Origin of the sequence: Mangrovibacillus cuniculi, from assembly GCF_015482585.1 — a bacterium.
GTDB lineage: Bacteria > Bacillota > Bacilli > Bacillales > R1DC41 > Mangrovibacillus > Mangrovibacillus cuniculi.
On record NZ_CP049742.1, the window covers coordinates 2,428,307 to 2,450,066 of the forward strand.

A 21,760-nucleotide genomic window follows, 5' to 3' on the forward strand; every position below is an offset into this window, starting at 1 on the left:
TTCCTTTCCCCTTCGCGTAATATCTCCAAGATATGTGTGGTATAATGAGGGAATGGACTACGGTACGATTAGGAGGGACTATTTTGAGTCTTAGCGTGAAAATTGAACGTGTTGCTCCAATGCTTGATGACTTGGCAAAGGAACTGAGAAATCAACTTGATTACGCCAATGATCATCACCAACGAGTTGTTCAAAAAGGGTTACTTTTATATAGACAACGCCTAGTATACCAAGTAAAAATCGGTGAACAGTATATGGAAGGAAGCGTGCAAGATGCTGTCCCTGTACATACACAATTACATTTAATTCAGCCATATATCATGAATTGTTCATGCCCTAGTCAGGGGATTTGTCGTCATCAAATGGCTTTATTTTTCCACGTCTACAGTCAAGTTAGAAGCGTAAACAAGTGGATGGAAGACTGGAAAAAAGAAAGCAATTTGGCGATTCAAGACTTGTTTGACTCCTTGAGAGGGAAAGCAAATGATCTATTAGTAAAAAGACAAGAGCAAGCTGCTTCTGGATCTGTTTTGGATCAGTGGTTAAAACGTATGGAAGATATGTTTGATGATCTGATGACACAACGGATGATTGAAAATCCTTATGTTTTAGAGATGGAAGTAAAGCAACTCTACAGACGCATTGGTCAATTTGCTCCTACTGAACGAGAGTGGATTCCCATGTATTATGTTGTCTCTGCTCTATTTTTATATAAAAAAATATTATTGTTATTAGAAAAATTAAATCAGCTTGAACAAGGCTCTCGTCACCCTGTTCATCGTTTTGTTGTGCAACTTTCAGACGATGTAGTGATGAACATTTCTCGTTTAAGTGCTTCAGCGCTACCTTTTGCATTTGATGAAATATTAGCCTACGTTCGTCAGGAATCCTATACTCTTTTAGAGCCACAAACGTTTAGTCCAGTTATTTCATTTGAAATGTATCGAGAATTATGGAAACACTTATTTACAAAATCAGAATGGCGTATGGAAGAAGATAAACGTTTATCAGACATTGAGAATAGAACCTTTATGCAAGTAGCAGGACTTATTTGTATAAAACTTATTCGAAAGCAAGATGCAGAAGCACACAAGCTAATGACCACACTTGGTCATGATTCGTTAGTGTTTGCAACTGACTGGATTAATCTACTCGATAATTCGATGGATCGCATTATGTCATTTATAAAACACATCCTTCCTTTTATACCAGATCACATAGCGGAGATTGACAACTATTACGAACAAAACACTTTTGCCCGTTCGCTTATCTCTTCTATTGATCGATTTCAGTTACGAGATAGTGATTTTACTGTATTTGATGAGTTGTTATATGAACTTTTACCGTTTAGTGAACGAATTCTCTCTACTTCCTTTATTGAACGTAAACAGTTTCGACGTTGGACGGAATTTTTAATGTCTCAAAAAATGAATGTATATGAACTTCATCCAGATGAGGTGAAAGTGGTAGAAAAAGAAGATCCATTAGCCGTATTACCAATCTTCCATTGTTCCATTAATTATTTTATTGGACAGAAGAACAGACAAAGCTATAAAGATGCAGTTCGCTTAATTAAACGAACGAAGAAAGTTTATAAAGTCCTTCAGAAATCTGATATGTTTGATTATTATTTTGATGCGTTAATGGAAGAACATAAACGATTACGTGCATTCCAAGAAGAATGTAGAAAGGGGAAACTTCTACATGCTTAAAGTAAAACATTGGACGATCGATGTCATTCCTCATCCTCATAAGGGGTATGAAATTGGTGTTGTACATTCAGAAACAGGTGAGGTTGCACCTATTGAAGCATTCGCACAAGATTTATTTATGTGGCACGACTTGAGTTATTTTGGTCAACAACTTACTCCTTCTGTTTTCCATCCAGAAACACATCTATGGTTAACTGGTTGGGAGTTAGTACAGTTGTTTTCTAATGAACAGTTTAGTTCTATTGTGCAATGGGATTTTACTCAACGCGGAGAAGCATTTCTAGGGATATCACCTGTTATTTACGATTCTGTATTAGGAGGACAATGGATTCCTGACTTTGACGCTTGGTCTACCGAATTAGACTATGTACCTTGGGGATTGCCAGGTGAAATTTGGGAAGAGTTCGGCAATGACTTTTGGGAACAAGAATTGGACGGACAATCTTATCGCAAGCTGACACAAGATTTATTTCAACAGACAGTTAGCTCCTTTATCACGCGTGAGCCTTCTTTAAAAGCACTTGCAAAAAAGGTGCAGTCTCTTAAAGAAGCAAACTTAACTTCAGAAGAGTTACATGCGTACTTTGATGAAGACAGTTGGCGAAAGTGGACTGGGCTAGAAGCACCAACAGAACCTTATACGATAGGTTTACGATTAGAGGAACCTCCAGAAGATGAGGAAGACTGGGTTCTTAGTCCATTTGTGAGAAGTGTGAAATCTCCTGATCAGCTATATGTGGTAGGAGAAGACCGTCTACCTTCTCACTGGAAAGGTGTACGAGAACATATTAAACAAGAGCAGAAACGCTGGAGTCATATGTTTTCTTGGTTGTCACTATCTCTTGGGAAAGCCACTTATGTGAAAGAACACGAAGCTTGGCAATTCCTAACGGAAGGTAGCGAGAAACTAGTACATTTAGGAGTAGAAATACTGTTACCTCGTTGGTGGGAAGCGCTGCGCGAACAGCAACTTGCCGTAAAAGCAAAGGTAAAATCGATGGAAACATCTTACCGTCCTTCATTTGTAGGATTAAATGCCTTAGTTGATTTTGACTGGCGATTATCTATGAATGGTGTAGAGCTCACGGAGGATCAATTCCAACAACTTGTAGAAGAACAACGACGACTAGTTCAAGTCAATGGACAATGGATGAAACTAGATCCTGAGATGATTGCTCGCATTCAAGCTTACATGGAAAAAGCGCGTGAACGTGGCATACGTATGCAAGATCTCTTACAACAAGAGTTAGTTGATGAAGAAGATCAAGAAGACGAATTTGACCCGTTAGCTTTTGCAAAAGTACAAATTGAATTAAATCGTTCATTAAAAGGGTTTGTCAAACAGCTAACAAATCTTGAAACTATGCCGGAAGTAAATGTGGAGGAGTGGCTTGAAGGTTCTCTTCGTCCTTATCAGCAACAAGGTGTAAACTGGTTATCTTATTTACGCCAATTCCGCTTCGGTGGTGTCCTTGCCGATGACATGGGTCTAGGTAAAACTATTCAGCTAATTTCTTACTTACTTCATGTGAAAAATAGCGAAACACCTAGTACACCTGCATTAATTGTTGCGCCTACATCTGTTATCGGAAACTGGCAAAAGGAAATTGAACGATTCGCTCCTTCTCTTCGTGTCATGCAGCACTATGGGCCTAATCGTGGCAAGGAAGAAGCTTTTTTACCAAGTATTCAAGATGTGGATGTTGTGTTAACTACTTATGGAATTTCTCATTTAGATGAGGCGGAATTAGGCTCAATTGAGTGGTCAACCATAGCGTTAGATGAAGCACAAAATATTAAGAACGCACAGACAAAACAGTCAAAGGCGATCCGTGCTCTAAGAGGAACACACCAACTCGCGTTGACTGGTACACCTATGGAAAATCGTCTATCGGAATTATGGTCTATCTTCGACTTTACCAATCACGGTTATCTTGGAACATTTAACTCTTTTCAAAAGCATTATATTTTGCCAATTGAAAAAGAAGAAAATGAACAACGGGTTCGACAGCTGCAAAAACGAATTAAACCATTCTTATTACGCAGAACAAAACGTGACCCTGAAGTAGAATTGAATTTACCAGATAAGATTGAGCAAAAAGAGTACTGTCCGTTAACCCCGGAGCAAGCGAGTCTTTATGAACAAGTAGTTAATGATACGTTGGAAAAAATCCAAACCCTATCTGCTATGGAACGTAGAGGATTAATTCTTCAAATGCTTAATAAGTTAAAACAACTGTGTAATCATCCAGCATTATACTTAAAGGAAGAAACTCCTGTTGGCATTGTAGAGCGCGCTTCAAAAATGCAAAAGTTAATGGAATTAATAGACTCCATCATAGAACAAAAAGAGGCTTGCCTCATCTTTACTCAGTATATCGGCATGGGTGAAATGATAAGAACCATATTAAAAGCTCGTTATGACTTAACCGTTCCATTTTTACACGGTGGAGTTTCAAAATCACAAAGAGAACAAATGGTGGAACAGTTCCAAGCAGGTGAGTTCCCTGTCTTCCTTCTTTCTCTTAAAGCAGGGGGAACAGGGTTAAACTTAACGGAAGCGAATCATGTCATCCATTATGATCGTTGGTGGAATCCTGCAGTGGAAAATCAAGCCACAGACCGTGCTTATCGCATCGGACAGAAAAGATTTGTTCATGTTCATAAAATGATATCCACCGGTACACTGGAAGAAAAAATCGATGCAATGCTAGAAAAGAAACAATCTCTTAATGAAGAAATTATACAAAGTGATCATTGGGTGACAGAGTTATCCAATTTAGAGCTCGCGGAACTAGTTTCGTTAACGAAATAACCATGACAGCACCACTTTGGCCATCCGGGGAGGTGCTGTCATATTTACTTGAGCCTAACTCTTGCTTACCTTTAGATAGCAGATATGTCTGATATTCATTGCCAATTGATATACCAAAGATAGACAATAGTTCATGAAAATCTAAGTCATCTATAGGTGGCCCGAAAGCATGACAAGTCCCCGAAATCAACTTCTCTAAGACAACAAGCTCCATTTTTATTTGATATGCCTTCCCTGCCTTATTAATTTCAAAATGAAAATTAGTTGTACCGTGTTCTAGTTTTATTTTATCTGTCGTTTCTTTTTGATAAGAAAAAATCAATGCTTCTTCAATTTTACGTTTTCTTCCTATGTATTCATGTGAAAGCAAGCGAAGATGGTCTCCTTTATTCAACCTGTAGAACAAATTACAATTCTCCAACTTAATACCACTAAACCAATCCATCCGAATGTAGAATCTTAACATGAAACTTTATACCTCCTACAAAAGTATTATTACGGTAATATTTTACTACCGTTAGTCGTCCTATTCTACAAATTTAGAGTTAATTAAACATATTTTTACAAATTTACATTTTAGTTATATTTTTAGAGAGGAATACACCTTTTTGTATTCCTCTCTGAGAGAAACGTGTGAGTGTGAGTAATGACGCATTGATATAGGGGATTATTTCATTTCTGCTAAAGAACGAACTGGAACTGGTTCTGATGAAACGGAGTCTAGGGAGCGTTCTGTGGAATGCTGTTTCTTACTAAGAAATTGTATGGAATCACCAAATATCTCTGTCATATACACGCGTTTTCCTTCTGCATTTTCAAAGAAGCGTGACTGGATTCTTCCGATTACACCAACCATCATACCTTTTTGGCAGAACTTAGCGGTATTCTCCGCTTGTTTCCCCCACAAGGTACACAAAACAAAATCTGTTTCGTATTGCCCCGTCGTAGCGTTTTTAAAAGGCCTGTTAACTGCAATCATGACATTTATTACTGGCTTTTGATCTTTTGTATGTTTCAAAACTGGATCTTTTGTTAACCTACCTACAACGGTCACTTGATTTATCATTATTTCACCTCCTTTCCACTACATCCTACTATTAAAAATTTGCTGGGTAAAATCGTCAAAAGTAATTTTTCACGGATATTTTAGCTTTGAAAATAGGAAAATTCCCTAGATAAAAAGAATATAATTAAGAGGAATATGTAGTAAATTAGACAAAAATCAACAAATTTAGTGTTTCTCAAAACTTTTTTACAAGCTTCCTGGTTGTGCTATAATGCAATCAAGAAGCGAACGGAATAGGGGGATTTTTATGAAGACGTTTAAGGTTGTATCTTTACAAGTCTGGCACGATAATGAATATGTAGATTTCCCGCTAATTGATGGATTAATTATTAATAAAGAAGATGAGAAGAGAACTTGGTACATAGAGGCTTTTTTAGATAAGCAACATTATGATTTTATGAGAGATTTACAACAGTCAAAAGAGCAGTTTGAAATACAGGCCATTATCTCTTATCCTGAAAACGATCCAGCTACTTTTCTTACCTTTATACGAACAGTTAAAAAGATTAACGAATCGATTTCAGTCTTATTTGAAGGACATTTGCATAAAAGGAAAAATGAGTATGCGGAGCAGCTTTTAACTCATTTAATAGATGAAGGATTTAAGGGTGACGATCTTATAAATGAATTTAAAGTGAATATGTTGACGAAGCCGAAGATTCCTTCCAAAAAACAAACCATGCAAGAATAGGATGTTGCATCATGACTATTGGAGACCGAGTACGCACATATCGAATAAACAGAGAGATGTCTCTATCAGAATTAGCAAAGAAAGCCGATGTAGCTAAGTCTTACCTCAGTTCCATCGAACGTAATGTGCAACAAAATCCATCTATTACGTTTGTAAAAAAGGTGTCAGAAGCTCTACATGTATCCGTTGATCATATTTTGCAAGATGAGCTGGAGATGAATAAAGTTGATCCAGAGTATGTTGACTTAATAAAAGAAGCTGTTGCTATCGGAGTAACGAAGAAGGATTTGACGGAGTTTATTGAGTTTCAGAAATGGAAGAAACGAAACATTAAATAGAAAGACCGATTTAGCAGATGATCGGTCTTTGTATGTCATTATTGAAGATTATAAGGATCTATTTTCAAGCCCTCTCCATCAAAATGACGAATTTGATCCACTATATAGTCAATTTCTTGATTAGTAAAGGGCATGTTGGGTAGTTCTTGATCGAAATGGTGGTAAAAAAGTATTTCTGCAATTTTGCGTTTTTTACCGGTGGCAACGTCCGTCAGTTGCTCTTTTTTTTTACATCTGCTTCTAATTTTTCTAATAAGTATTTTGCTTCAAGCTTACAAGAATAGAATGTCTCGTCTCCTGTTTCCGCTTGTAATTTGTCTAACTGAGCAATTTGCTCTTCAGTGGGTTCATCGCCAAGAATCTTATTAATTGTTTCATTAATTTTATTGGCAAGTTCAGAATGGAATTCTTCGCTACTGCGTTGTTCTGGCGTTAATTGCTCATACCAAGATGCATTTTCTTCAATATACTTTCTCCAAGCTTGCATAAAGTCTGCCATAGCAAAACGCTCTTCTTCCCACTTTATATCCGCCATATATTGTTCAAATGCAATGTTGATAGACCTAGTGATGCTGATTTTCACTCCTGCAGATAAATCTTTTAGCATCTGTTGTCGTTACCTCCTTACTATTTCTTACTAATTATGTGCGTCTTGTAAGAAAAATGTTCTATATCGAATTTTACTTCAAAAGACCTTTATGGGCAACCTTTTCGAAAAATGAGGATAAAGATCCTAATTTTGTTACCAGGTAAACGCTGTATCATTACTATTTACGTAGCAAAAAGAGACGAGCTAAGCCCGTCCCTTTTTCGATATTACTCGTCTTTATTATCCTCATCTTGCATGTCGATGTTGTCTTCTACAGCGTCTTCTTCAGGTGTGTTCTCATCAACCGCACCGTCCATATCATCATCTGTGTTGATGTCGTTTTCGCCTTCTTCAACAGCGCCGTCTTCCATCATGTCTTCCTCTGTCATTTCTTCATCTTCCATCATATCTTCTTCCATCGTACCATCTTCTGGTGGTGGCTCTTGGTTATCTGCACAACCAGCTGCTAACATCGCTGCTAACATAGAACCAGCAAGAATCTTCAACCATTTCTTTTCCATTCGAAACACTCCTTCAAAGGTTTATTTACGCAAAGCGCATAGATATTCCCGAATATCGTGTGAAATTCGGTCTCTTGTAGTGTGTCCTAAAAAAGAGCATTCCTTGCATGTGGGAATATTTAATAGTAGTTAGGAGTGAATTTTTTCTTTTGGGAAATCATTTTGGAGTTTAATTAATTTGGTGTTCACCTTGGATTTGTAGAGGTTAACGGATTTTCCGTTTACATATTTCAGGAGTTGTTCACGATCTGCATAAGGAATTTTATTGTGGGTTGGGGAGATAATATCGTAATGGCTACTCCACATGTATTCTTCTGGTGCGGTTACGAGGCCTGCCTTGACAGCATTAAGATCAGAATAGATACAGGCGTTGATGATTTGTTCGTTATTGAGGAGTTTGCGTGACCAGAAGGGTTTTTCAAGAAGTGTGTTTCCTTTAAGGTCATATTTGAAATTGTACCGATTAACAAAACTCTGAATCATGCCTTTCATAATGTCTGATATGGAGTGATTTGTTGTTTCCATAACTAGATGCACATGGTTATTTAGGATGGAGTAGGAAAGGAGATAGAAGTTGTATTTCTTCTTTGACTTTTCTACTGAGTCCAGTAGTAAAACATAGTCATCTTCACGCTTAAATATTGGCATTCCTTTTTTGGACTTTAAAATCACATGAAAAGTTGTGTCTTTTTCCCAGTCTCTTATTTTATTTTCCATGTTAACCTCCTTTTATGTTTAATCATTCTTATTTGACAAGATGCTAGAAATTTCCTTCAAGATCTTAAATATTTCCAAGGGTTTATTAGATGTTTTTACGGCTCCGGCGAATTGCCATGGGGACCGCTCTCTCTTTCATGCGGCTTAAGCGCTTTTGTACCCCCTCAGAAGCGACTTCTTCTGCGGCTTCGGCGACTTGCCGTGGGGAACGCACTCCCTTTCCTGTGGCTTAAGCACTTTTGTACACCCTCAGAAGCCACTTCTTTGCGGCTTCGGCGACTTGCCGTGGGGACTGCACTCCCTTTCATGCGGCTTAAGCGCTTTTGTACTTCCTCAGAAGAGACTTCTTCTGCGGCTTCGACGACTTGCCGTGGGGAACGCACTCCCTTTCCTGTGGCTTAAGCGCTTTTGTACACCCTCAGAAGCGACTTCTTTTGCGGCTCCGGCGACTTGCCGTGGGGACCGCTCTCCTTTTCCTACGGCTTAAGCGCTTTTGTACTTCCTCAGAAGAGACTTCTTCTGCGGCTTTGGCGACTTGCCGTGGGGACCGCTCTCCTTTTCCTGCGGCTTAAGCGCTTTTGTACACCCTCAGAAGCGACTTCTTCTGCGGCTTCGGCGACTTGCCGTGGGGACCGCTCTCCCTTTCCTGCGGCTTAAGCGCTTTTGTGCAGGAGGAGGTGTAACTGACCAATGGACTTAAGCACTTTAGCCGCCATTTCTCTAAATCCTTCCCCATCTAGAGCCCTAGACCGCCAACTTGGAACGCATAAACAAAAAACCCCACTCTACCAGGAGCAGGGCTGTCACTCTCTTACTTATTCACCCAAAGCAAACATTAGGTCTGTTTCACAGACTACTTCGCCGTCTACTGTTGCGATGGCGTGGCCTTTGCCGATTGGGCCTCTTACTCTAGTCATGGTTACTTCTAGGCGGAGTTGGTCCCCTGGCTTTACTTGCTTTTTGAATCGGCAGTTGTCGATACCAGTGAAGAATGCCAGTCGGCCGCGGTTTTCTTCTTTTTTTAGCATAGCTACTGCCCCTACTTGTGCTAGAGCTTCAACGATTAGGACTCCTGGCATGACTGGGTAGTCTGGGAAGTGGCCGTTGAAGAATTCTTCGTTAGCTGTGACGTTTTTGATGCCTACTGCTTTTTCTCCTTCTGTTACTTCTAGGATTTTATCGATAAGTAGGAATGGATAGCGATGTGGGATGATTTCTTTAATTTCTGTTATGTTTAAGGTTGTCATTGTGTTGCCTCCTCTGTTAGTGCTTCAGCTTTATTGTACCGAACCTGGAGTGGTTTGGCCACTTTGTTTGTTAGTTTCGCTACCGTCAATCACAATTCCTTCCTTAAATTAGAAAAAACCGGTGATTTCTCACCGGTTTATTTTTCTTTTACTACTAAATCAATGATGTGCTGCCATGTTTCTTTGCTTAGGGCATCGCTTGGGGACCCATCACCAATGACTCCGTAGCCTATTAGGACTCCTGAAACGATGCTAATTAGTAGTAATAGCAAGAAAAGAAGGACGCGAAGCCAAATTGGAAATAGGCGTACACGTATTTTTCTTTCTTTGCGCTTCTCTTCTCTTGTTTTTTCCTCTGGAATAGGTTTCTTTTCCAAAAGAGAAGTTTGCTCGTCGTTCCACGTGATTCCTGGTTCAGTGTTTGACGAAGAGCCCTTAGATTCCTCGTTTTTTAAAGACGGGGGATCTAACGGCTTTGGTGTTTGGTCTTGAGATGTCGTTTGAGGCTTTTGTTCTCTTTCCGTCATCTTTCTAGCTCCTTATTATCGGAGTCCGTTGACTAATCCTTGCATTTGATCAGCCATGGAGATAGCACGTGATTGGAATTGGTATGCACGCTGAACATTGATAAGTTCGGTCATTTCCGCTCCCATATCTACGTTGGATTGCTCCAGGACTCCTTGTTGTAACGCAACTTGACCGCGGTCTTCGCCAGCTAAGTTCGTATAAATTTGGTTTTCTGCAATGCCCAAGTTCGCTAGGTCAGCAGGAAGGCCTAATAGGTTTCCACCTTTTGATTCCAGGAACTGTGGCTTTTGCACAGAGATAACACCTAAGTTGGCAACGTAGTCTGCTTGTCCTTCACGCGTTACTCGGAATTCTCCGTTTGGTGTAATCGTGAATTCTTGGATGTTTCCGTCTATTGTAATGATCTTATCGTTTTCGTCAACTACTGGGTGTCCTTCGCTGTTTACAAGAATTACTTGATCGTCGTTGATCGGAGAGACATATAGTGCACCATCACGTGTAAAACGGACTGCAGTATCCCCATTTTCCTCCACCAGTACTTTTAAAAACTGGTTTCGCTCCGTAAATGCAACGTCTAGACTTCGGTCAGTAGTCTTAATTGCGCCTTGTGACAAAACGTGTTGAGATTGACCAATTTTTGCTCCTACCCCTTGGCGAAGCTGTGGCGGAGTTAGTCGGCCAATTTCTTGCCTTTCGTCCGGCTGGTTATTGAATTGTTGATAAAGAAGGTCCGAAAAAGTACTTTCTTTCCGCTTGTAGCCGTTTGTTTGGACGTTCGCTAGGTTATGGCTAATGGAGTCCATTTGTAATTGAAGCTGTGCGAGTGTATTCGTTGCAGTAATCATCGTACGGTTCATTTACTGTTATCCCCCTTACCCTATTCTACCGATTTCCGTCACGGCTTTTTCTAAGCTACGGTCATATGCTTGCAATACTTTTTGGTTCGCTTCGAATGTACGGTACGCCGTCATCATGTCTGTCATGGTTCTTGTAACGTCCACATTGGAGCGTTCAATATACCCTTGACGTAAATCAAATCGGACATCTTGGTTCGCATAAGCAGATGGAAGTACCGGGTTCTCTTGCCCATTTTCCAAGCGATAATGTCCGTTTCCTTCTTTCACCATTGCTTGTGGCTGTGCCGAAAATGCTATGCCAAGTTGCGCAATTTCTTCGTTATTTTCTAAAATAACACCGTCTTGACGGACCGTGAATTGGTCACTTTGCAACTGGATTGGTTGACCTTCTGTGCTCAGGACGTAACTCCCGTCTGGCATCGTAAGGAATCCTGCGCCATCCAAAGTAAAGTTTCCATTTCGCGTATAACGAATGTCTCCTTGTGCGTTTTGGATGGTAAAGAAGGTTACACCTTGAAGTCCCGACTCCTCATCAACAGGTATATCTATATCCGCTAAAGCAATATCAGTCGTCAAGTCCGTTTGTCGGAGAGCCCCTTGCATGAACTGTGGCAATCCTTCTTGCATGTAAACGCCTGTATTTAGCGAACCAATTGATGGCGAAATGGGTAAACGAAGGCCATTCTCTGTAGGAATGGAACCCCCTTCTTCCATACGCTGCAATAGCATTTCTGGAAAAGCACGAAGCGACGCTTGATCAGCTTTAAAGCCTGGCGTATTCGCGTTTGCCATGTTATTTGTTAGCATCTCGGTTCTTCGTTGTTGTGTAAGCATTCCTGAAGCAGCAGTGTAAAAACCTCTTAACATGTCGGCACCTCCATGTATCCGTTCAAGTTCTTCTCTCCATTATATCGGACAAGTCGACAAAATGATAAGTGGTTTTCGTCTATTTTTGTCAAATTATACGATGGAACGACGTTTAATTTTATCCATGTTTTCAAGCATAATACCTGTACCAATTGCCACGCAGTCTAATGGATTTTCTGCCACTAGTACCGGTACTTTTAGTTCTTCTGCTAGTAGCATATCAATGCCGTGTAGAAGCGCTCCACCACCTGTTAGGATTACACCACGATCAATAATGTCTGCAGATAGTTCTGGTGGTGTTTTCTCTAGTACGTTTTTCGCCGCTTGAACAATAACAGACACGGACTCACGAAGTGCTAATTCGATTTCCTCCGAATGTACAGTAATCGTTCTAGGCAAACCAGACACCATATCGCGTCCACGAATTTCAAGCGATTCGCTACGGCTACCCGGGAATACGGTTGCAATTTTGATTTTAATGTCTTCCGCTGTTCTTTCTCCGATTAACAACTTGTACTCTTTTTTGATGTATTGAAGGATTTCGTTATCAAAACGGTCACCCGCCATTTTAATAGAAGCAGATGTTACGATATCGCCCATAGATAATACAGCAACGTCCGTTGTTCCTCCACCAATGTCTACTACCATGTTTCCACTTGGCATAAAGATGTCCATTCCAGCTCCGATTGCTGCTACTTTTGGCTCTTCCGCAAGTTCTACTTGCTTCCCACCACTTTTTTCTGCCGCTTCACGGATTGCTTTCTTTTCCACACTTGTGATGTTAGTTGGACAGCAAATTAGAATACGAGGCTTCGATAGGAACCCTTTTACATTCAGCTTATTAATGAAGTATTTCAGCATGGATTCGGTTACATCAAAGTCTGCGATTACGCCATCTTTTAGCGGACGGATCGCAATAATGTTTCCTGGAGTACGTCCAACCATGCGACGTGCGTCCTCTCCTACTGCCAATACTCTATTCGTATTTTTATCAATTGCTACAACGGATGGCTCATTCAGAACAATCCCTTTTCCTTTTACGTGAATAAGAACGTTTGCTGTACCTAAATCAATTCCGATATCTTTTGCTAACATCTTTCTTTTTCTCCTTCCATCATTGGCTTTCTATAGTTGTCAATCGATCTATTTTCATATGTTGTTTATCACAGTCTCAACTTCATATTTTACCATAAACTTGTCGATTTACGGAATGTAATGTCGCTTTTTTATCGCAAAATAATTTGCATAGGTATATTGGCATAAAAAAGTAGAGGCAACCATGACGGCTACCTCTACTTTTGTTAGTTCACTACTTCATTTCCCATTTCATCTTTACGATATTTTTGCTTCGTTGCTTCTCCACCTCTTAGGTGACGAATAGACTTGTGATAGTCTAGAATATCTTTTACTTCATTAGCTAGATCTGGGTTAATTTCGGGTAATCTCTCGGTAAGATCTTTATGAACCGTACTCTTGGATACGCCAAATTCTTTCGCAATGACGCGAACGGTCTTTTTTGTCTCCACGATATATTTCCCTATCTTGATTGTTCTCTCTTTGATGTAATCGTGCACACTACTCGCCCTCCCTAAATTGGATGAGAAAGGTGTGAAATGAGACTCGTTTGCGATAAGAAAAATAGTGGATTACGTGTAAATATTGCACACGACAGGAAGTTCCTGCAATTACATTGTCTAATCAAATCTTAAGCTGCATATAGGAGTAGGTGTAGACGACTCTTCACCTCAGCCACTCTCTGATGTTGTCAGGTTTGTATTAGTTTATTAGCCTAGCATTCGCATTATGACCATTTAGGAAATATTTTTGAAGTTATCGCTAACTATTTCCCGAGAAATTTGTCGACCGATGACTACTTCATAAATACATCACCATCTTTGTAGACCATTTGCTCTGGATAACGAAGATTTGTTACTTCATCCTGCAGTTCTTTCGATGGTGCTTTTGTAAATAAGGAAACAACTATGTTGGAAAGGAAACCAGCTGCTGCACCAAACACGCCTGCTCCTGTATCACCAATGCCTGCAACCGTGAAGCCTGCTCTAGCAAGGAAAATATACGTTAGTGTTACCAGTAATCCAATAAGAAGACCCGATATGACACCTGGTGTGTTAGATCGCTTCCACCAAACTCCTAAGATAAGCGCTGGGAAGAAGGTACCCGAAGCAATGGCAAACGCCCATGCAACGATTTGAGTAATTACTCCTGGAGGGTTCAGTGCGACTAAACCTGCAATGACAGTTGCCCCAATAATGGTAGCACGTGCTACGAATAAGCGATTTCTTTCTGAAGCATCTGGTTTTAAAACGCGATAATAGATATCATGTGCAAAAGAAGAAGAAATGGAGATTAGTAGTCCACCCGCAGTAGATAGTGCTGCCGCCATTGCTCCTGCTGCCACTAATCCAATCACAAACATTCCTAAATTTGCAATCTCTGGAGTTGCCATAACGACGATATCGTTGGAAATGACTAGTTCGGACCACTGTAGGATCCCATCTTCGTTATTGTCTGCAAGCTGCAGCTTTCCAGTGTCTACCCATGATTTTGTCCATGCTGGTAAGTTTGCTAGTTCGCTTCCTGCAATTTTCGTCATTAGAATAAATCGAGAAAATGCCGCGTAAGCCGGTGCCGTTAAATAAAGAAGTCCGATGAATAGTAGTGCCCATGCTCCTGACCATCGAGCTGCTTTCATTGTAGAAACTGTATAGAAACGAACGATAACGTGTGGAAGTCCCGCTGTTCCCGCCATCAGTGTAAACATAAGCGCAAGGAATTGCCATTTCGTTCCGTTGGTGAACGGTGCGAAGTATTCGGATATTCCTAAATCTCTGTCTAGCTGACCCATTTTCTCTACGATGGAACCATAAGATAACCATGGAAGTGGATTCGCTGTAATTTGTAAAGACATGAAAACAACTGGAATAATGTATGCGATAATTAGCACTAAATATTGTGCGACTTGCGTCCAAGTGATTCCTTTCATACCACCGAATGCTGCGTAGAAAGCAATTAGGACAACGCCTATCATTGTTCCGACTTTCGCATCAATTTCGAAAAGACGTCCGATAACTACTCCGGATCCAGATAGTTGACCGATAGAGTACACGAAACTGATTAGGATGGTACAGATCGCCGCAATAACTCGAGCCGAGTGGCTGTTATAACGATCACCGATAAACTCTGGAACAGTATAACGGCCGTACTTTCGAAGTTGAGGTGCTAGTAGGAAAGTTAAAAATAAGTATCCACCCGTCCAACCCATTATGTAGGCAAGGCCGTCGTATCCAAGAAGCATAATGGTACCTGCAAGACCAATGAAGGAAGCTGCACTCATCCAATCTGCTCCAATTGCCATTCCGTTAAATACTGGTGGAACACCTCGACCAGCTACGTAAAAGTCCGATGTTTGTGTTGCTTTATTGTAGACTGCGATTCCTATATATAAAGCAAAAGTAGCTAAGATAATGATCATGGAAACTAGAAATTGAGCGTCCATCGTTTCTCCCCCTTCTTTGTTCTCTCTTTTGTTTAGTGGTCCATTGCTTTTCCTTCGCTCAGCATGACGTTACGTGTTTCGTCGATTCCGTATTTCTGATCGATTTTATCACTGACTTTCGCATTAACAAATAGTAGAATGATAAAAATTAAGATGGCACCTTGCGCACCCATAAAATAGTGGAACGGAAATCCGTTGATTGTAATGGCGGATAGCGGTTCTGCAAAAAAGACGACTCCAAAGCTTGCTAGAAATCCGATGAGGAAGTAGATGGCCATGTAACGATTTTTTTCTTTTACATATGCTTCTGCTTTTGCACGATCTATTTTCTTCACTATTTTTCCTCCTTATAGTCGTTATTGTAGGGCAAAGATAAATTTAATCGTGTCCAGGAATGGCATGGGAACTATGGCGACTTGGACGACGAAGTAAAAAACGATTGCTGCCACTGGCATGGCCAGCCAAAGTGGTTGTTTACGACGAACGAATAAGACGACTGCTGCGGTAGCTAATGAAAGCAGGATGATTAGCTCTACCAAGGGTTTAGGGCACCTCCTTTTGTGTAAGCGTTGTCATTTTGTCATGAAAAGTAGTACCTCTCGACGCTAGACTACAAATCTAAAAATTGTGACAATTTTGTGTCTCTCTATCATTCTAGTGGTATGACCAGTTATTGACAAGCTATAATTTTAGACAAGCGTTGTCGAAAATTTAGGAGATGGTTGGGAATTGGTTGGCGTTGTGGGGAGGGTGGGACTTTAGATATATTTTTTTATGCCTTCCGGTATACCTGATGCTGGTTTTGGACTTTTGGTATACCGCGGGACTCTTCTCTGGTATACCTGGCACTGGGTTTTGGGCTTTTGCTATACCGCGGGACTCTCCTCTGGTATACCTGACACTGGGTTTTGGACTTTTGCTATACCGCTGGACGCTCCTCTGGTATACCTGACACTGGGTTTTGGACTTCTGCTATACAGCGGGACGCTCCTCTGGTATACCTGGAACTGGGTTTTGGACTTTTGGTATACCGCGGGACTCTCCTCTGGTATACCTGACACTGGGTTTTGGGCTTATGCTATACCGCAGGACTCTCCTCTGGTATACCTGACACTTGGTTTTGGACTTTTGGTATACCGCGGGACTCTCCTCTGGTATACCTGACACTTGGTTTTGGGCTTTTGCTATACCGCAGGACTCTCCTCTGGTATACCTGACACTTGGTTTTGGACTTTTGGTATACCGCGGGACTCTCCTCTGGTATACCTGACGTAGGGTTTTTTATTTCTGCTATACCTAATTTTATACCTACTTGTGGTATGTGGTCTGAGAGACGCTCTTGTGGGACACCTGAACTCGTGGTTCTGCTTTCTCGTGATCCGCGAGACGTTCTTGCGGGACAGCTGAACTCGTGGTTCTGCTCTCTCGTGATCCGCGAGACGCTCTTGCGGGACACCTGAACTCGTGGTTCTACTCTCTCGTGTTCCGCGAGACGTTCTTGCGGGACACCTGAACTCGTGGTTCTGCTCTCTGGTGTTCCACGAGACGCTCTTGCAGGACACCTGGACTCGAGATTCCGACTTCTCGTGATCCGCGAGACGCTCTTGCAGGACACCTGGACTCGAGATTCCGACTTCTCGTGTTCCGCGAGACGCTCTTGCGGGACACCTGAACTCGTGGTTCTGCTCTCTGGTGTTCCACGAGACGCTCTTGCAGGACACCTGGACTCGAGATTCCGACTTCTCGTGTTCCGCGAGACGCTCTTGCAGGACACCTGGACTCGAGATTCCGACTTCTCGTGATCCGCGAGACGCTCTTGTGGGACACGTGAACTCGTGATTCAATTCTCTCGTGTTCCACGAGACGCTCTTGCAGGACACCTGGACTCGAGATTCCGACTTCTCGTGTTCCGCGAGACGCTCTTGCAGGACACCTGAACTCGTGATTCTACCCTCTCGTGTTCCGCGAGACGCTCTTGCAGGACACCTGGACTCGTGATTCCGACTTCTTGTGATCCGCAACACCCTCTTGCGGAGCACTTGAACCAGCTTCCCTGCCTTCTCGTGGTCCACAACACCAGCGTGCACACTCCCTCAGCACCCTCACGCCGTCAGAGAAAGTTGCAGGCTCTAGTTGTCAACCCAAACAAAAGAAACCACCCTCAGAAAGGATGGTTTCTTCTTATTAGTTTTGATCGTCAGACTCTGTTGCGTTTTCGTCTGCTTGATCATCTGCTTCTGCGTCAGCGTTGTTGTCGTCTGCGTTTGCATCCGTGTCATCGCCTGCTTCTGCTTCTGTATCATCCGCTGCGTCAGCATCGGAATCTGTATTTGTATCTGCACCAGTGTGCGCATCTGTTTCTTCAGATGTTTCACCTGCTGCATTGTCGTCTGTGTTTTCTGCTGCATCTTTTTCTGCTTTTTCTTCAGCCGCACGTGCTTCAAGTAGAGCAGCTAGTGGTTGATTTAGATATGTTTCTGGATTAATCGCTTCACCGTTGTGACGTACTTCAAAGTGTACGTGCGTTCCAGCTTCTTGGTTAAATTGGCTAGTTCCAGCGCTTCCAAGTGGCTGACCTTTTTTCACCATGTCTCCCGCTGCTACTTCCATGTTTGTTACGGAAGAGTAGTGCGTCATTACACCGTTGCCATGGTCGATTTCAATAACGTTTCCTAGTAAAGCGTCTTCTTGTACTGCAGCAACTGTTCCAGATAGAGCAGCTACTACTTCAAAGCTTGTGCCTTCTGCGTTCTTGATGTTTAGACCTTGGTTTTGGTGGTACTGCTGTTCAAAAACTACTAGTGCTGCTTCTTGATCTGCTGCGTCTGCAGTAGGATCATAGAATCCTTGGAAGATTTCCGCTGCGTCTGCTTCTAGTACTGGTAGAGAAAGAGTTTCGAATGAAGCGTTTACTTCAACTGCTTCTTCATTTCCTTGACCTGCTAGTTCTTCACCGTTTGGACCTTGCTCTGCTACATCGTTACCTGTTGCGTTATACCATAGAATTCCTGATACTGCGATTGCTGCCAATACTAGATATAGTGCTGGGTACAACCAACGTTTCTTTTTCATATTACCGATTTTTTGAGAAGTTCTGTTTTTTTCCTCTCTCATCTTCATCACCTCTGTCATCATTGTGAACAGATTGAGAGATTTCTATACACGCCTTTTAAAAAAAGTTAATTGATTATTATTCGACACATTTCATAAAATATGCATACCTTTGTCAAGAAACTGTCAAAGCCTTTGTGTTTCCTGGGCTCAAACGTATGCTACCATATTAGTGAGGTGGGAATTTGATGCGTATAAATCTGATAAAGTGGGGCGTTACGATTCTTCCATTTTTGTATATGGTGTTTATTTGGCACTTATCTAGTAGACCAGCAGATGCTTATGTATACATAGTGGATGATGGTATCGATGGTTTTATTAAAGAGTCCCTTCATTTAATAGAGTTTGCCATTTTGTATATAGTGAGTGTGCTTGCCTTAGCTGCACATGGTAAATTAACAGCGGCTACTAGTTTGTTAGTGGCTTGCCTTTCTTGTTTTTATGGCTTTATCGATGAGATTCACCAGTCGTTTGTTCCATACCGTTCGGCGACATTGATTGATGCGGTGAAAGATGTAATTGGGGTTGTAGTAGCTTGGAGCTACGTCTCGTTCACCCATTTCCGTAAGAAACCAACGATGTTCTCCAATACCCTTTTATGGATGGAGAAAAATGTATATGTGAAAGAAAAGTAACCCTGTCCGAAGAAGACAGGGCTTTTCTATTTCTTCCTTACCACACAAATAAAGAAGCCAAAAGGCTCCCTTTGTTCCTAGATTGCTTTTTTCAAAAATGATTCTGCAGACGTTACTTCTACCCCTTTATAATAGTATTGAATTATTTCTTCTACTTTTTTCCCCGATTTAGCCATGCCGTTTGCCCCGTACTGACTCATACCAACTCCGTGCCCGTAGCCCTTTGTCGTAATGACGACGTCGTTCCCTTTTCGGACCCAGTCAAAGTCGGAGGATGCAAGCTCTAATTTCTCTCGGATCTCACGTCCGGTAAAAATATTATCTTCTATCTTCACTTCTGCGACACGTTCGCCTGGTGTACGCTTGGTGATAATTCCGATTTTGCTAGGATCCTTCAGGCGAACGCCTAACTTATTCTCGAACTCTTCTATAGGAAGAACTACACGCTGTTCAAACTTCGGCGATTCTTTATCCCATGGACTATCTACACTGACTAAGTATGGAAATGGATTTTCCCAATAGGCTTCCGCGTTTTCCGTTTTTCCGTTACTAGTGGAGAAGAAAGATGCTGTGATGAGCTCACCGTTGTAGGTAAGAATTTGCCCATTAGTTTCTTTGACTGCTTCTACTACTTTTGTTAGGTTCGTTTGATAGTTTTCTTTCCATTGTATTTTCAGCTGTTTACGGTCTTTATACACCTGATGTTGCACTGTGTCGGTAACGGCTGCGTCATTTGGAACGGACGGATCATCAACGGAAAGCTGACGAACAATGTATGTTCTAGCAGCAAGAGCTTGCGCCTTCAATGCTTCTTTTTCGAATTCTGCCGGCATTTCAGAGGCTACTACTCCCACTACATATTCTTCTAATGGAATGTCTTCCACTGTTTCTTCAGCGGCACGATAGACGCTTACGCTCACGTTTGGTGTATCCTCAATCCAACTTAAGAGGCTTGCGGTTTCTTTTTCTTCTGCTTCGGTTAAATAGGCGTTCGTTACTTCTTCGTCAGCAGAGAAGCCTGTAACTAATAGCGATGGAACAATAAATGCTCCGAGCACAAATATGACCACAACGCCGATGGTCCACTTCCATTGATTCATATTTCAGCCTCCAGTACTAGATTATTGAGTGGGATTAGTGGAAACTTGATCTCTTTACACTCTATGAACAAATCTAGTATTTATGAGAGGAAAATTTGTGGAAAATAGAAAAACCACTCTCTAAGAAGAAAGTGGTTTTTGGAAATTATAGAGCTTTTGCGTCTTTTATTACTGGTGTTTCTTCTACTTGTTCTGTTACACGTTCGATGTCTGCACCAAGAGCAGCAAGTTTGTTGTGGAAGTTTAGGTATCCACGGTCTAAATGCTTCAGTTCTGTTACACGAGTATAGCCTTCTGCACGAAGTCCAGCAATCGTTAACGCAGCAGCAGCACGTAGGTCTGTCGCAGCAACTTCTGCTCCTTGAAGGTTACTAGGTCCTGTTACGATGACAGAGCGGCCTTCAATTTTCATGTCCGCATTCATGCGACGGAATTCTTCCACATGCATGAAACGATTTTCGAAAACAGTTTCTGTAATCATGCTTGTTCCGTTTGCACATAAAAGCAGTGCCATCATTTGCGCTTGCATATCCGTTGGGAAGCCTGGATGAGGCATTGTCTTAATATCAACTGGTTTAAGCGCTTTTGGACCTTTTACACGTAGTCCATCTTCTTCTGGGGTAATCGAAACGCCCATCTCTTCTAATTTGGAAACTAAAGAAGCCATATGCTCTGCGATTGCTCCACGAACTAAAACATCACCTTCTGTAACTGCTGCAGCAATCATAAATGTTCCTGCTTCAATACGATCAGGGATGATAGTGTGTTCTACACCCACTAGCTTTTCTACCCCTTCGATGCGGATTGTACCTGTTCCAGCACCAGTAATGCGGCCACCCATTTTATTAATAAAGTTAGCTAGGTCTTCGATTTCCGGCTCTTTTGCTACGTTCTCAAGGATAGTTGTTCCTTGTGCTAAAGCAGCAGCCATCATTACGTTTTGTGTAGCTCCTACGCTTGGGAAGTCAAAATAGATTTTTGCACCTTTTAGAGGACCATCCACTTCTGCTTCAATAAATCCATTACCAACGCGAACTTTCGCACCCATTGCTTCAAAACCTTTCAAGTGAAGGTCGATAGGACGGGATCCGATCGCACATCCACCTGGTAGTGCAACACGAGCTTTTCCAGTACGCGCTAAAAGTGAACCCATTACAAGAACGGATGCACGCATTTTACGTACATATTCAAATGGAGCTTCAATAGCTAATTTCTTTGTAGCATCTACTTCGATTTGATAGCCGTCGTAGTCCACTTCAGCATTTAATGAACGAAGTACTTGATTGATTGTATATACATCAGAAAGTGTTGGTGCGTTTTTAATAACACTTTTCCCTTCACTTGCTAATAATGTAGCAGCGATGACAGGTAGAACGGCATTCTTTGCTCCTTCTACGTTAACCGTTCCCTTTAACTGTTTACCGCCGCGGACGATGATTTTATCCAACG

21 protein-coding genes are annotated in these 21,760 nt (G+C 41.5%); 5 read left to right on the forward strand and 16 right to left on the reverse strand.

The features are described 5' to 3' along the window. Positions 1–83 precede the first annotated feature (83 nt). Together G8O30_RS12310 and G8O30_RS12315 are read left to right on the forward strand one after the other, a co-directional pair. Positions 84–1,712, forward strand: a complete 1,629-nt coding sequence (locus G8O30_RS12310; protein WP_239672354.1) for a hypothetical protein — start codon at positions 84–86, stop codon at positions 1,710–1,712. Further along, positions 1,705–4,527, forward strand: coding sequence for a DEAD/DEAH box helicase (locus tag G8O30_RS12315; protein WP_239672355.1), 2,823 nt, complete (start codon positions 1,705–1,707; stop codon positions 4,525–4,527). Before G8O30_RS12310 ends, G8O30_RS12315 begins: the two co-directional genes overlap by 8 nt. On the opposite strand, the gene G8O30_RS12320 is transcribed toward G8O30_RS12315, so the two are convergent. Then, a complete protein-coding gene (locus G8O30_RS12320) occupies positions 4,454–4,993 on the reverse strand; it encodes a hypothetical protein (RefSeq protein ID WP_239672356.1) in 540 nt (179 codons plus the stop codon). The genes G8O30_RS12315 and G8O30_RS12320 overlap by 74 nt on opposite strands. A gap of 201 nt (positions 4,994–5,194) precedes the next feature. After that, the gene (locus tag G8O30_RS12325) at positions 5,195–5,593 is read right to left on the reverse strand and encodes a single-stranded DNA-binding protein (protein WP_239672357.1); all 399 of its coding nucleotides are present in this window, start codon (positions 5,591–5,593) and stop codon (positions 5,195–5,197) included. A gap of 247 nt (positions 5,594–5,840) precedes the next feature. Here G8O30_RS12325 and G8O30_RS12330 point away from each other — a divergent pair, with 247 nt between their 5' ends. Together G8O30_RS12330 and G8O30_RS12335 are read left to right on the forward strand one after the other, a co-directional pair. Then, positions 5,841–6,284 carry a YwpF-like family protein gene (locus tag G8O30_RS12330; RefSeq protein WP_239672358.1) on the forward strand — a complete coding sequence of 148 codons (444 nt, stop codon included), beginning with the start codon at positions 5,841–5,843 and terminating at the stop codon, positions 6,282–6,284. 11 nt (positions 6,285–6,295) lie between these two features. After that, positions 6,296–6,622: a helix-turn-helix domain-containing protein gene (locus G8O30_RS12335; protein ID WP_239672359.1), complete on the forward strand. Its 327-nt coding sequence runs from the start codon at positions 6,296–6,298 to the stop codon at positions 6,620–6,622. A 211-nt stretch (positions 6,623–6,833) separates the two neighbouring features. Here G8O30_RS12335 and G8O30_RS12340 read toward each other — a convergent pair whose 3' ends face one another. From G8O30_RS12340 to G8O30_RS12395, 12 genes are all read right to left on the reverse strand, one after another. After that, a complete protein-coding gene (locus tag G8O30_RS12340) occupies positions 6,834–7,229 on the reverse strand; it encodes a hypothetical protein (RefSeq protein ID WP_239672360.1) in 396 nt (131 codons plus the stop codon). A gap of 209 nt (positions 7,230–7,438) precedes the next feature. Continuing rightward, on the reverse strand, positions 7,439–7,732 hold the full coding sequence (locus tag G8O30_RS12345; RefSeq protein ID WP_239672361.1) for a hypothetical protein: 294 nt from the start codon (positions 7,730–7,732) through the stop codon (positions 7,439–7,441). Between the two features lie 129 nt (positions 7,733–7,861). Continuing rightward, positions 7,862–8,449, reverse strand: coding sequence for a transposase (locus G8O30_RS12350; RefSeq protein ID WP_239672362.1), 588 nt, complete (start codon positions 8,447–8,449; stop codon positions 7,862–7,864). An 815-nt stretch (positions 8,450–9,264) separates the two neighbouring features. Next, on the reverse strand, positions 9,265–9,696 hold the full coding sequence (gene fabZ, locus G8O30_RS12355) for a 3-hydroxyacyl-ACP dehydratase FabZ (protein WP_239672363.1): 432 nt from the start codon (positions 9,694–9,696) through the stop codon (positions 9,265–9,267). A 137-nt stretch (positions 9,697–9,833) separates the two neighbouring features. Next, positions 9,834–10,223, reverse strand: a complete 390-nt coding sequence (locus G8O30_RS12360) for a DNA-directed RNA polymerase subunit beta (protein WP_239672364.1) — start codon at positions 10,221–10,223, stop codon at positions 9,834–9,836. Positions 10,224–10,238: 15 nt separating this feature from the next. Further along, a complete protein-coding gene (locus G8O30_RS12365; protein WP_239672365.1) occupies positions 10,239–11,081 on the reverse strand; it encodes a flagellar hook-basal body protein in 843 nt (280 codons plus the stop codon). A 15-nt stretch (positions 11,082–11,096) separates the two neighbouring features. Further along, positions 11,097–11,948, reverse strand: a complete 852-nt coding sequence (locus G8O30_RS12370; RefSeq protein ID WP_239672366.1) for a flagellar hook-basal body protein — start codon at positions 11,946–11,948, stop codon at positions 11,097–11,099. A 93-nt stretch (positions 11,949–12,041) separates the two neighbouring features. After that, on the reverse strand, positions 12,042–13,043 hold the full coding sequence (gene mreB / locus G8O30_RS12375; RefSeq protein WP_239672367.1) for a rod shape-determining protein: 1,002 nt from the start codon (positions 13,041–13,043) through the stop codon (positions 12,042–12,044). Positions 13,044–13,249: 206 nt separating this feature from the next. After that, positions 13,250–13,522 (reverse strand): sporulation transcriptional regulator SpoIIID, encoded by a 273-nt coding sequence (gene spoIIID, locus G8O30_RS12380; protein ID WP_275576490.1) that lies wholly within the window; start codon positions 13,520–13,522, stop codon positions 13,250–13,252. Between the two features lie 296 nt (positions 13,523–13,818). After that, the gene (locus G8O30_RS12385; RefSeq protein WP_239672368.1) at positions 13,819–15,465 is read right to left on the reverse strand and encodes a sodium:solute symporter family protein; all 1,647 of its coding nucleotides are present in this window, start codon (positions 15,463–15,465) and stop codon (positions 13,819–13,821) included. Positions 15,466–15,497: 32 nt separating this feature from the next. Continuing rightward, positions 15,498–15,800 (reverse strand): DUF4212 domain-containing protein, encoded by a 303-nt coding sequence (locus tag G8O30_RS12390; RefSeq protein ID WP_239672369.1) that lies wholly within the window; start codon positions 15,798–15,800, stop codon positions 15,498–15,500. A 1,849-nt stretch (positions 15,801–17,649) separates the two neighbouring features. Then, entirely contained in the window at positions 17,650–18,579 is a 930-nt protein-coding gene (locus G8O30_RS12395; protein ID WP_239672370.1) for a stage II sporulation protein SpoIIQ, read from the reverse strand. A 185-nt stretch (positions 18,580–18,764) separates the two neighbouring features. Here G8O30_RS12395 and G8O30_RS12400 point away from each other — a divergent pair, with 185 nt between their 5' ends. Continuing rightward, positions 18,765–19,211 carry a VanZ family protein gene (locus G8O30_RS12400; protein WP_239672371.1) on the forward strand — a complete coding sequence of 149 codons (447 nt, stop codon included), beginning with the start codon at positions 18,765–18,767 and terminating at the stop codon, positions 19,209–19,211. 77 nt (positions 19,212–19,288) lie between these two features. On the opposite strand, the gene spoIID is transcribed toward G8O30_RS12400, so the two are convergent. Both spoIID and murA read right to left on the reverse strand, forming a co-directional pair. Next, on the reverse strand, positions 19,289–20,311 hold the full coding sequence (gene spoIID / locus G8O30_RS12405; RefSeq protein WP_239672372.1) for a stage II sporulation protein D: 1,023 nt from the start codon (positions 20,309–20,311) through the stop codon (positions 19,289–19,291). Positions 20,312–20,456: 145 nt separating this feature from the next. Next, positions 20,457–21,758, reverse strand: a complete 1,302-nt coding sequence (murA, locus tag G8O30_RS12410; RefSeq protein WP_239672373.1) for a UDP-N-acetylglucosamine 1-carboxyvinyltransferase — start codon at positions 21,756–21,758, stop codon at positions 20,457–20,459. Positions 21,759–21,760 lie beyond the last annotated feature (2 nt).

What these genes read in the sequence shown, in the direction of transcription:
- G8O30_RS12315 (WP_239672355.1), top strand. Translation starts at nt 1,705, where the DNA reads ATGCTTAAAGTAAAACATTGGACGATCGATGTCATTCCTCATCCTCAT.
- G8O30_RS12320 (WP_239672356.1), bottom strand. Translation starts at nt 4,993, where the DNA reads ATGTTAAGATTCTACATTCGGATGGATTGGTTTAGTGGTATTAAGTTG.
- G8O30_RS12325 (WP_239672357.1), bottom strand. Translation starts at nt 5,593, where the DNA reads ATGATAAATCAAGTGACCGTTGTAGGTAGGTTAACAAAAGATCCAGTT.
- G8O30_RS12330 (WP_239672358.1), top strand. Translation starts at nt 5,841, where the DNA reads ATGAAGACGTTTAAGGTTGTATCTTTACAAGTCTGGCACGATAATGAA.
- G8O30_RS12335 (WP_239672359.1), top strand. Translation starts at nt 6,296, where the DNA reads ATGACTATTGGAGACCGAGTACGCACATATCGAATAAACAGAGAGATG.
- G8O30_RS12340 (WP_239672360.1), bottom strand. Translation starts at nt 7,229, where the DNA reads ATGCTAAAAGATTTATCTGCAGGAGTGAAAATCAGCATCACTAGGTCT.
- G8O30_RS12345 (WP_239672361.1), bottom strand. Translation starts at nt 7,732, where the DNA reads ATGGAAAAGAAATGGTTGAAGATTCTTGCTGGTTCTATGTTAGCAGCG.
- G8O30_RS12350 (WP_239672362.1), bottom strand. Translation starts at nt 8,449, where the DNA reads ATGGAAAATAAAATAAGAGACTGGGAAAAAGACACAACTTTTCATGTG.
- fabZ (WP_239672363.1), bottom strand. Translation starts at nt 9,696, where the DNA reads ATGACAACCTTAAACATAACAGAAATTAAAGAAATCATCCCACATCGC.
- G8O30_RS12360 (WP_239672364.1), bottom strand. Translation starts at nt 10,223, where the DNA reads ATGACGGAAAGAGAACAAAAGCCTCAAACGACATCTCAAGACCAAACA.
- G8O30_RS12365 (WP_239672365.1), bottom strand. Translation starts at nt 11,081, where the DNA reads ATGAACCGTACGATGATTACTGCAACGAATACACTCGCACAGCTTCAA.
- G8O30_RS12370 (WP_239672366.1), bottom strand. Translation starts at nt 11,948, where the DNA reads ATGTTAAGAGGTTTTTACACTGCTGCTTCAGGAATGCTTACACAACAA.
- mreB (WP_239672367.1), bottom strand. Translation starts at nt 13,043, where the DNA reads ATGTTAGCAAAAGATATCGGAATTGATTTAGGTACAGCAAACGTTCTT.
- G8O30_RS12385 (WP_239672368.1), bottom strand. Translation starts at nt 15,465, where the DNA reads ATGGACGCTCAATTTCTAGTTTCCATGATCATTATCTTAGCTACTTTT.
- G8O30_RS12395 (WP_239672370.1), bottom strand. Translation starts at nt 18,579, where the DNA reads ATGAGAGAGGAAAAAAACAGAACTTCTCAAAAAATCGGTAATATGAAA.
- G8O30_RS12400 (WP_239672371.1), top strand. Translation starts at nt 18,765, where the DNA reads ATGCGTATAAATCTGATAAAGTGGGGCGTTACGATTCTTCCATTTTTG.
- spoIID (WP_239672372.1), bottom strand. Translation starts at nt 20,311, where the DNA reads ATGAATCAATGGAAGTGGACCATCGGCGTTGTGGTCATATTTGTGCTC.